This is a genomic window from Sphingomonas bacterium (assembly GCF_903643035.1).
Classification (GTDB): domain Bacteria; phylum Pseudomonadota; class Alphaproteobacteria; order Sphingomonadales; family Sphingomonadaceae; genus Sphingomonas.
The window spans coordinates 1-9,286 of the sequence record NZ_CAHJWW010000106.1 but is presented as its reverse complement, the minus strand read 5'-3'; the positions used below and the strand labels follow the sequence as shown (position 1 = coordinate 9,286).

Annotated in this window: 6 protein-coding genes; 3 read left to right on the top strand and 3 right to left on the bottom strand. The window is 67.1% G+C overall.

Features of this window, described 5'->3' with window-relative positions; all coding sequences use genetic code 11:
* Both HUV01_RS08255 and HUV01_RS08250 read left to right on the top strand, forming a co-directional pair.
* Nucleotides 1-434: M23 family metallopeptidase (locus tag HUV01_RS08255; protein ID WP_174297815.1), on the top strand; the 434-nt coding region annotated here is incomplete at its 5' end.
* Between the two features lie 233 nt (nucleotides 435-667).
* Nucleotides 668-3,778 (top strand): TonB-dependent receptor domain-containing protein, encoded by a 3,111-nt coding sequence (locus tag HUV01_RS08250; protein ID WP_254606506.1) that lies wholly within the window; start codon nucleotides 668-670, stop codon nucleotides 3,776-3,778.
* Between the two features lie 101 nt (nucleotides 3,779-3,879).
* Here the strand turns inward: HUV01_RS08250 and clpB are convergent, their stop codons facing one another.
* Nucleotides 3,880-6,459 carry an ATP-dependent chaperone ClpB gene (clpB, locus tag HUV01_RS08245; RefSeq protein ID WP_174297814.1) on the bottom strand — a complete coding sequence of 860 codons (2,580 nt, stop codon included), beginning with the start codon at nucleotides 6,457-6,459 and terminating at the stop codon, nucleotides 3,880-3,882.
* A gap of 207 nt (nucleotides 6,460-6,666) precedes the next feature.
* Here clpB and HUV01_RS08240 point away from each other — a divergent pair, with 207 nt between their 5' ends.
* On the top strand, nucleotides 6,667-6,963 hold the full coding sequence (locus HUV01_RS08240) for a hypothetical protein (RefSeq protein ID WP_174297813.1): 297 nt from the start codon (nucleotides 6,667-6,669) through the stop codon (nucleotides 6,961-6,963).
* Nucleotides 6,964-7,291: 328 nt separating this feature from the next.
* Here HUV01_RS08240 and HUV01_RS08235 read toward each other — a convergent pair whose 3' ends face one another.
* Together HUV01_RS08235 and HUV01_RS08230 are read right to left on the bottom strand one after the other, a co-directional pair.
* Nucleotides 7,292-8,098, bottom strand: a complete 807-nt coding sequence (locus tag HUV01_RS08235; RefSeq protein WP_254606504.1) for a class I SAM-dependent methyltransferase — start codon at nucleotides 8,096-8,098, stop codon at nucleotides 7,292-7,294.
* A gap of 41 nt (nucleotides 8,099-8,139) precedes the next feature.
* Nucleotides 8,140-9,286, bottom strand: a 1,147-nt coding sequence (locus tag HUV01_RS08230; RefSeq protein ID WP_174297811.1) for a PepSY domain-containing protein, incomplete at its 5' end; no start/stop codon positions are given.

The window sequence follows — 9,286 nt, the reverse complement described above, 5'->3', positions numbered from 1 at the left end:
TCGTCACCGACGCGCAGGGCTGGCGCCAGCGGTTCCGCTGGCCGGTCGCCGGACGCCTGTCCGGGTTGTTCGGGTCGCAGCGCATCTATGCCGGCCAGCCCGGCTCCTACCATAGCGGCGCCGACGTCGCGGTGCCCGACGGCACGCCCGTCGCGGCGCCGGCGGACGGCGTGGTGGTGCTGGCGGCGGACCATCCCTTCACGCTGGAGGGCAACCTGCTGATGATCGACCACGGCATGGGCCTGTCGAGCGCGCTGCTTCACCTGTCGCGGATCGACGTGCGCGTGGGCGACCGCGTCCGCCAGGGCCAGCCGGTCGGCCTGTCCGGCCATAGCGGACGTGCGACGGGGCCGCATCTCCACTGGGGGCTGCGCTGGCGTGAGGCGCGGCTCGATCCGCTGCTGGTCGTGGGAACGCCGCCGCCGTCCCGCTGAGCGTCGATGCCGCCATCGCGCGAACGTTGCGCATCCACGTCGCACTTGTGACTTTTGCGATACACAGCCCGGCAAAGCGCGATTGCCGTCCCGATGCCGGCTTTACAGTCGATGGGTCGCCATCGCATTCCCCCGACCGTCAGCCACGGCCCGATGACAGCGGCAGTCGTAGCTAAGGGACGCCACGCCGGATCGCGACAGCGGCCGGCGACGGCAGAAGAGGGAAGTCGAACGTGATCAAGACCATCGGGTTTGCGCGCAAGTCACTGGCCATCGGCGTATCGTCGGCGGCGCTGCTGGTCGGCCTGGCCAGCCCGGCCTTCGCGCAGACCGCGCAGGCTGGTGACACGACCGCCCCACAGACCGCCCCCGGCTCCAAGCAGGCGGACGCGGCCAACGACGGTTCGCAGCAGATCCAGGCGCAGCGCGACAACACCGACCAGGGCCAGAACAACGACGGCGGCAACGACGTGATCGTCACCGGCTCGCTGCTGCGCCGCACCTCGACCGAGACACCGTCGCCCGTCACCGTGCTGACCAGCGACACGCTGCTGAAGGAAGGCATCAACAACGTCAGCGACGCGATCCGCTCGGTTTCGGCGGACGGCGCGGGCTCGATCTCCACCGGTTTCCAGAACGGCTTCAGCGCGGGCGGTTCGGCCGTGTCGTTGCGTGGCTTGGGCGTGTCCTCGACGCTGATCCTGATCGACGGGCAGCGTTCGACCCAGTTCCCGCTCAACGACGACGGCCACAACGCCTACACCGACCTCAACTCGATCCCGTTCTCGATCGTCGACCGGGTCGAGGTGCTGAAGGACGGCGCGTCGTCCGCCTATGGCTCGGACGCGATCGGCGGCGTGGTCAACGTGATCCTCAAGAAGCATATCACCGGCATCGCCGGCGCGGTCGAGGGCGGCATTTCGGAGCGCGGTGACGCGGGCCAGCAGCGCGCCAATCTGACGATCGGCTACGGCGATTATGATACGCAGGGCTTCAACGTCTACGTCAATGGCGAGTATCAGCATAACAACGCTCTCGCCGACAAGGACCGCGACTTCCCTTACAATACTACCGACCTGCTGCGGACGGGAGGCCTTGATAACAACGCCGCCGACAGCTCGCTTTCGACCGCCACCACAAATGCGGTGGTTCGCCGTACAACTCAGATTGATCCCAACAATCCGCTGTCTGGCGGCGGTGCTGGTACTACCACGGGGCAATACGTCACACTCAATCTCGGTAACTGCCAGCGTGGCACTTATACAGTAGCTGGTGCTGCTGGTGGTGTCGGTTGCCAGCACGACAACACATACGATTACACCCAGATTTTGCCCGAGCAGACCCGTTACTCGGCAAACGCGCGCGCCAGCTTTAAACTGGGTAGCGACATCGAGGGGTATATCGAGGGAATCTACGCGCACGACGATGTGGTAACTCCGGGTACTCCGCGGTCCACCCGCGTGACTCAGCCGTTTGGCGGCTCACCCAATCTCGCGGCCAACAACCCTGGTCTCGCCTTGCCGGTGTATGTCTGCGCCGCGGGAGTGAACTGCGGCACTGCCGCTGATCGCCGGCTCAATCCAAACAATCCCTTTGCAGCGTTAGGTAGTTCGGCGCGGCTCTATTACCTCTTTGGTGATATTCCTCAGTATACGGTTCGTCGTAACGATCTTTATCGGGTATCGGGCGGCTTGAATGGCAGCCTGGGTAACGGATATAATTTCACGGTCGAGGGCGTTTACGCGAAGGATAACTTCTCGCTCAGCAATCATGGTAATTTGAATATTTCCAATCTGCTCAATGCTATCAATACTGGTGCGTATAACTTTGTCGACCCGACGCAAAACTCGGCGGCGGTGCGTAGCTTCGTCTCGCCAAACTATACTACGCCTTCTTACTCGGCAGAGGCGTCAGTTGACGCATCCATTAGCAAATCGTTCTTCCAGTTGCCCGGTGGCGATCTTCAGTTGTTGGTCGGCGCCCAGGTGCGTCGTGAGAACGAGAACAATCGTTCCAACAACCCGGTCGGCACCGTGACAGTCCCGGGGGGTGCGACATACATCTCGCCGCTTTATTACACGGCGAACACATCTTCGGCATTTGGCCGGCACACTGTTTCATCAGGTTTCTTTGAAATTGATGCGCCTATCTTCAAGCAGTTAGAGGTAAACGGATCCGGTCGTTACGATTCCTATTCGGAAGGCTTCAATCACTTCTCACCCAAGATCGGTGTGAAGTTCACGCCGATCCCGCAGGTGGCGATCCGCGGAACTTATTCCGAGGGTTTCCGCGCGCCCACGTTCGCGGAGAACGGACCGACCAGTGCATATGCGGGCTTCTCCAATTTCACGCCGCCGCAGAGCTTCCAGCTGGCCCATGGCGGCCTGATTAATGGAACGCCGGCCACTGCGACGTCTGCGGCGATACCGCCCAACACCAATCCTTACACGCAGCTTTACTCGTTGGGTTCCGCGACGGTTGGCAACCCCAATCTCAAGCCGGAAACTTCTCGTAGTTTCACCGCTGGGGTGGTCATTCAGCCGGTTCGCTGGCTAAGCATCACTGCGGACTATTATAACATTCGCAAAAATAACTATATTCAGTCTGGTCCCGATGTTGGGGCAGCCCGAACAGCTTATTTTGCGGGAACCCCGCTTCCTGCCGGTTACACCGTCAACACGGTCGACGCGCCCGATCCGCTCTTTCCCAACGCATTGCCGCGTGTGCTCATCATCAACGTGCCTTTCGTAAACGCGGGTAGGCAGGAAACGTCGGGTGTTGACGTATCGGCTACTGCTAATTTCCCGATCACGCAGAACATCAAGTTCATCAGCCGCGTCGAGGTCACTGATGTGTTCAATCTCGACCTGATCGAGACTAATGGGGTGCGTCAGCGCTACGTCGGTACGCTCGGGCCGTATGAGCTGTCGTCGGGCGCCGGTACGCCGCGCATCCGCGGCAACTGGCAGAATACGATCGAGGCTGGTCCTGTCAGTCTGACGGCGACTGTGTTCTATGTGTCGCGCATTAAGGAAGTTGCGGCCGATGAGGCGGCGGTCGACCCGACCGCGGATGTCCTGTCGTGCGGCGGGTCGCAAGGCGGGAATAACCAGTACGGCACCGGCAACAACTTCTGCTATATTCACTCCTTCATCGACACGGACCTGAACACCGCAATCCGCGTGAACGATAAGTTCACGTTTACCTTCAATGTGTCCAACCTGCTCGACGTAAAGGCGCCGCTCGCGCCGGCGTCCTACTCGGGCACCAACTATCTGCCGACCTGGCACCTCGATGGCGTCATCGGCCGCGCTTTCCGGGCGGGGGCGAACTTCAAGTTCTGACCTCGCGGACGTAGACGCGGATCGGGCCAGCTCCCTGCGGAGCTGGCCCCTTTTCGTTTCGAGACCTGTCGCCGCGACGGCGGTGGCGGTCCGCTCGCCCGCTAACCAACCGACAGCGCCAGCCGCCCGTCGCCCTCGTCCACCCGCACGATCGCCTCGTCCTTCACCTCGCCACGCAGTATCATGTCGGCCAGCGGGTCCTGCACGTATCGCTGAACCGCGCGGCGCAGCGGGCGCGCGCCATAGACCGGGTCGTAGCCCACCCGCCCCAGCCACGCGCGCGCCGCATCCGTCAGCTCCAGCCCGATCTTGCGGTCCGCGAGCAGCCGGCCGACGCGCGCGACCTGGATGTCGACGATCGGGGCCATGTGCGCCTGGCCCAGCCGGTGGAACAGGATGATCTCGTCCAGCCGGTTCAGGAACTCGGGCCGGAAATGCCCGCGCACGATCTCCATCACCTGCGGCTCGACGCTCGCGACGTCGTCGCCCTCGGCCAGCCCGGCTAGATGCTGGCTGCCGAGGTTGGACGTCAGCACGATGATCGTGTTGGCGAAGTCCACGGTCCGCCCCTGGCCGTCGGTCAACCGCCCGTCGTCCAGCACCTGGAGCAGCACGTTGAACACGTCGACGTGCGCCTTCTCCACCTCGTCGAACAGCACGACCTGATAGGGCCGCCGCCGCACCGTCTCGGTCAGCACGCCGCCCTCCTCGTAACCGACATAGCCGGGCGGCGCGCCGATCAGCCGCGCGACCGCGTGGCGCTCCATGAACTCGCTCATGTCGATCCGCACCATCGCATTGGGATCGTCGAACAGGAACTCGGCGAGCGCCTTGGTCAGCTCGGTCTTGCCGACGCCGGTCGGCCCCAGGAACAGGAACGATCCGAGCGGCCGGCCCGGATCCTGCAACCCCGCGCGCGCGCGCCGCACCGCGGTCGACACTGCCCGCACCGCCGCCGCCTGCCCGATCACCCGCGCGCCCAGCGTCGCCTCCATCGCCAGCAGCTTGTCGCGCTCGCCCGCCAGCATCCGGTCCACGGGGATGCCCGTCCACCGCGAGACGACGCCGGCGATGTCGTCGCCCGTCACCTCCTCGCGCAGCATTGCGTCGACCGTCTGGTGCTGCGCCTCTTCCACCTGCCGCAACAGGCCGGGGATGGTGCCGTAGGACAGCTCGCCCGCGCGGGCGAGGTCGCCCGAGCGTTGCGCCTGCTCCAGCGCCAGCCGCGCCGCGTCGAGCTGCTCCTTCAGTCTCGCCTCCGCGCCGATCTTGTCCCTTTCCGCGGCCCAGCGCAGCGTCAGCGCCGCCGACTGCTCCTCCAGCTGCGCCAGTTCCGCCTCAATGTGCGCGAGACGATCGACCGAGCCCGCGTCGCTCTCGCGCCCCAGCCCCTCGCGCTCGATCTTGAGCCTGAGGATGCGCCGGTCCAGCGCCTCGATCTCCTCGGGCTTGCTCTCCACCTCCATGCGGATGCGGCTCGCGGCCTCGTCCATCAGGTCGATCGCCTTGTCGGGCAGGAAGCGGTCGGTGATGTAGCGGTTGGACAGCGTCGCCGCCGCGACCAGCGCGCCGTCGGTGATGCGCACGCCGTGGTGCAGCTCGTACTTCTCCTTCAGCCCGCGCAGGATCGAGATCGTGTCCTCGACGGTCGGCTCGCCGACCTGCACCGGCTGGAACCGCCGCTGGAGCGCGGGGTCCTTCTCCACGTACTTTCGGTATTCATCGAGCGTCGTCGCGCCGACGCAATGCAGCTCGCCGCGCGCGAGCGCGGGCTTGAGCAGGTTGCCCGCGTCCATCGCGCCCTCCGACTTGCCCGCGCCGATCAGCTGGTGCATCTCGTCGATGAACAGGACGACGTCGCCGTCGGCCGACTTCACCTCGTCGAGCACGCCCTTCAGCCGCTCCTCGAACTCGCCGCGGTATTTGGCGCCCGCGATCAGCGCGCCCATGTCGAGCGCCATCAGCCGCCGCCCCTTCAGCGTATCGGGCACGTCGCCATTGGCGATCCGCAGCGCCAGCCCCTCGGCGATCGCGGTCTTGCCCACGCCCGGCTCCCCGATCAGCGCGGGATTGTTCTTGGTGCGGCGCGCGAGGATCTGGATCGTGCGGCGGATCTCCTCGTCGCGGCCGATGACGGGGTCGAGCTTGCCGTCGCGCGCCGCCTGCGTCAGGTCGCGCGCGAACTTCCGCAGCGCCTCGTACCGGTCCTCGGCGCCGGCGGTGTCGGCGGTGCGGCCCTGGCGGAGCTGGTTGATCGCGGCGTTCAGGCTCTCCGGCGTCGCGCCCGACGCCTTGACCGCCTTGCCCGCCGCGGTGTTCGGCGACAGCGCGAGCGCGACCAGCAGCCGCTCGACCGTCACGAAGCCGTCGCCCGCCTTTGTCGCGATCCGCTCCGCCTGGTCGAGCACGCGCACCGCATCGTTGTCGAGCCCCGGCGTCGCCTGCGCACCCGATCCGGAGACGGCCGGGATCCGTGACAGGGTGAGGTCCGTGTCGGCGGTCGCGCGGGCGGGATCGCCGCCCGCGGCGCGGATCAGCCCCGACGCCATCCCCTGCTCGTCCTCCAGCAAGGCCTTCAGGACATGGTCGGGGGCGATCCGCTGGTGATTCAGGCGGATCGCGACGGTCTGCGCCGACTGGAGGAAACCCTTGGCGCGATCGGTGAAGGTCTCGAGGTTCATGGAAGCTCCGTGTTGATGACCGGCAAGGTAGTGTTGTATTTGAGACACACAAGAGGCCATGGTTCGTCTCGGCAAGGTCGCGCGGCCATGGGGTCGCGGCCTGTTTCCGACATGGCGCCGGTGCAGCCGACGCTTGACGGGATCGGCCTTCGCGTCGAGGTGACGCCAGCCGCCGCGCGGCGCGCCGACAGATAGGAAGGATGGATGATGGCAGACGTCGATGGTACCTGGAACTGCACGGTCAAGTCGCCGCTGGGCGATCAGCGGCTGACGATGACGATCGCCACCTCGGGGACCAGTTTCTCCGGCCAGGCAGGCGGCGCGATGGGCTCGATGCCGATCGAGGGCAGCGTGGCGGGCGACGTGCTGAAGTGGAAACTGTCGATCACCGTGCCCATGCCGATGACGCTCGATTGCGAGGCGACGGTGTCCGGCGATTCGCTGGCGGGAGAGGTCGGGGCCGGCGGCTTCGGCAGCTTCGCCCTGTCGGGAACGCGAGGATAGGGCGGCCGGCTCGTGCCGGTCGACGCTGACCGCGTCGCGGTTGCACTTCGGTCCACATGCGTTATCATCTTGAAATGCTGGCGTTTACACTCATTGTGGCTGTCGTCGCCGGCATGGCCGTGGCGATCCTGTGGATCAGGGCCGGGATCAGGTGGAGGCGTCTGTCCACCCGCGAACGCGAGCGTCGTCCGCGGTACAGCTTCCTGTTATCGAAGACCGGGCGCCGCGTGGCGCGACGCGAGCCACCCGAGGTCCCGCAGCGGTTGTTGCCGCCGCCGTCCCGCCGTCGTCAGCGGCGAGGATAGCCGTCGGGTTTCGCCGGCGGCCGTCAGCCTGTCTTGCGGAACTTGAGCTCGAAGCTGTCGGCTTCCCCGATCGCGGCATATCTGGCGCGATCGGTCTCCCCCAGCCGATAGGTCGGGGGCAGCGTCCAGACGCCCCCGGGCCAGTCGGTCGTATCCTTGGGATTGGCGGCGATCTCCGATGTCCCGACGAGCTTGAACCCGGCGCGCTCGATCGTCGCGATCGCATAGTCCTGCCGGATATAGCCGTTGGCGGCCGTCGGATCCTGCGGGCGGACGGGGCGAGCGCGGTGATCCTCGACGCCGAGGATGCCGCCGGGCTTCAGCGCACGGTGGATCGCGGCGAGCATCTCGGGCGCGTCGCCATCCCCCATCCAGTTGTGGAGGTTGCGGAAGGTGAGGACGACATCCGCGCTGTTCGCCGGCGCGAGGTCGGGAAAGCCGTGGCCGAAACTCGTGTACCGGATGTGGCCGTAGGAGTCGGGCGCCGCCGAGAAGCTGGCGGCGAGCGCGGGCGACAGGGTCGCGAACTCCGCGTCGACCCGGGTCCCGCCCTTCGCGCCCATAGCCGCGTAATAGGTGCCATGGTCGTAGAGCATCGGCGCCAGTATCTGCGTCCAATAGCCTCCGCCCGGCCAGATCTCGACGACGGTCGAACGCGGCGTGACGCCATAGAAGGACAACAGCTCGCGCGGGTGGCGGGCGGGATCGCGTGCGACCAGCCTGGCGTCCCGCAGGGGGGAGGCGACGGCGCGGTCGATCGCCTGCCGGCCCGCCGCCACGGCGGGGACGGCGACCGCCAGGCTGAGGACGATCGAGGCAATTGGACGCATGGCGGTTCTCCCGAGCGGCGATTCGCAGGTGGCGCCGCCCGTCATAGCCGAGATCGCGGCCGCTTCCAGCCGCGGCCCAGCCGGCGCCATCCCAGCACCGCGCCCGTCACGCTGAACAGGAACCCGGCGCCCAGGGGGATTAGCACGACCACGTCGCGCAGCCACGGGTGATCCGACAGGCCGGGGAAGTTGAAGCTGTGCAGGGCATAATAGATCCAAGCATAGGCCGCGCGGCTGCGGCTCATGACGGTCGCGATCCGTCCGTCGTCGCCATCGAGGTAGACGGGCGGGCGGGTGCCGCTCCCCCCGGCGAGCCTGGCGCCTGGGGCCAGTCCTTCGGCCAGGGCGTAGAAGCTGTCCGGCGCGACGGCGTCGACCGTCGCGGGCACCGACGAGCCGGGCCAGGCGCGGGCCAGTCCTCTCCCCATCAGCTCCGCCGCGATCTTGCCGGGCAACGGCCGGCCGGCGGGCGACCAGAGCGCGGCGCGACCCGATGGCGCGACCACCGCGGCCAGCGGCAGCCCGCCGATCGCCTCGAAGCGGATCTCGACGGCCGACGGCAGTCGGCGCAGCCGGTCGATCGGAAAGGCCGCAGCGGCGGAGGCGAGCGGCATGCCGGCATAGGCCTGGCGCTGCGCCGCCGTCGGTCGTCCGCGCGAGAACAGGCGGCCGTGATCCATCGACAGCCAGCCGCTGAGGATCCAGCTCACCACGAACGCCCCCACGAACAGCCCGCCCAGATGGTGCCATCGCATCCAGCGCCGCCGGAACCAGGTCAGCCGGCGTCGCCCGGCACGCCGGACCTGGACCGTCCGCCAGATGCCCAGCCCCATGCCGGCCACCGCGACCAGCAGCGCGATCAGCGACACGGTCCAGACCGTCCGGTCCCAGGCGGTGAAGCTGGAGCGCAGCGGCACGACATAGGCCCAGTGCAGCACCGCCCCCGGCCAGTTCCAGCCGCGCTGCCAGCGCGTGGTGCGCTGGACGATGTCGCCGCTACGCGCCGAGACGTAGAAGCGGGTGCCACGGCCGTCCGCCAGGTCGACGCGGTAGAAGGGGCGGAGCGGGTCGAACTGGTCGTGGACGATCCACTGGTCGTAGCCGATCGGCCCGGACACGCCGGCCGCCGGCGCGTCGGCATGGCGGGCGACGATCCCCGCCGCCTCGTTCGGCGCGAGCAGGCCCCGC

Excerpts from the sequence above, each read along its gene's own strand:
- clpB (WP_174297814.1), bottom strand. The coding sequence starts at position 6,459 with ATGAACCTCGAGACCTTCACCGATCGCGCCAAGGGTTTCCTCCAGTCG.
- HUV01_RS08240 (WP_174297813.1), top strand. The coding sequence starts at position 6,667 with ATGGCAGACGTCGATGGTACCTGGAACTGCACGGTCAAGTCGCCGCTG.
- HUV01_RS08235 (WP_254606504.1), bottom strand. The coding sequence starts at position 8,098 with ATGCGTCCAATTGCCTCGATCGTCCTCAGCCTGGCGGTCGCCGTCCCC.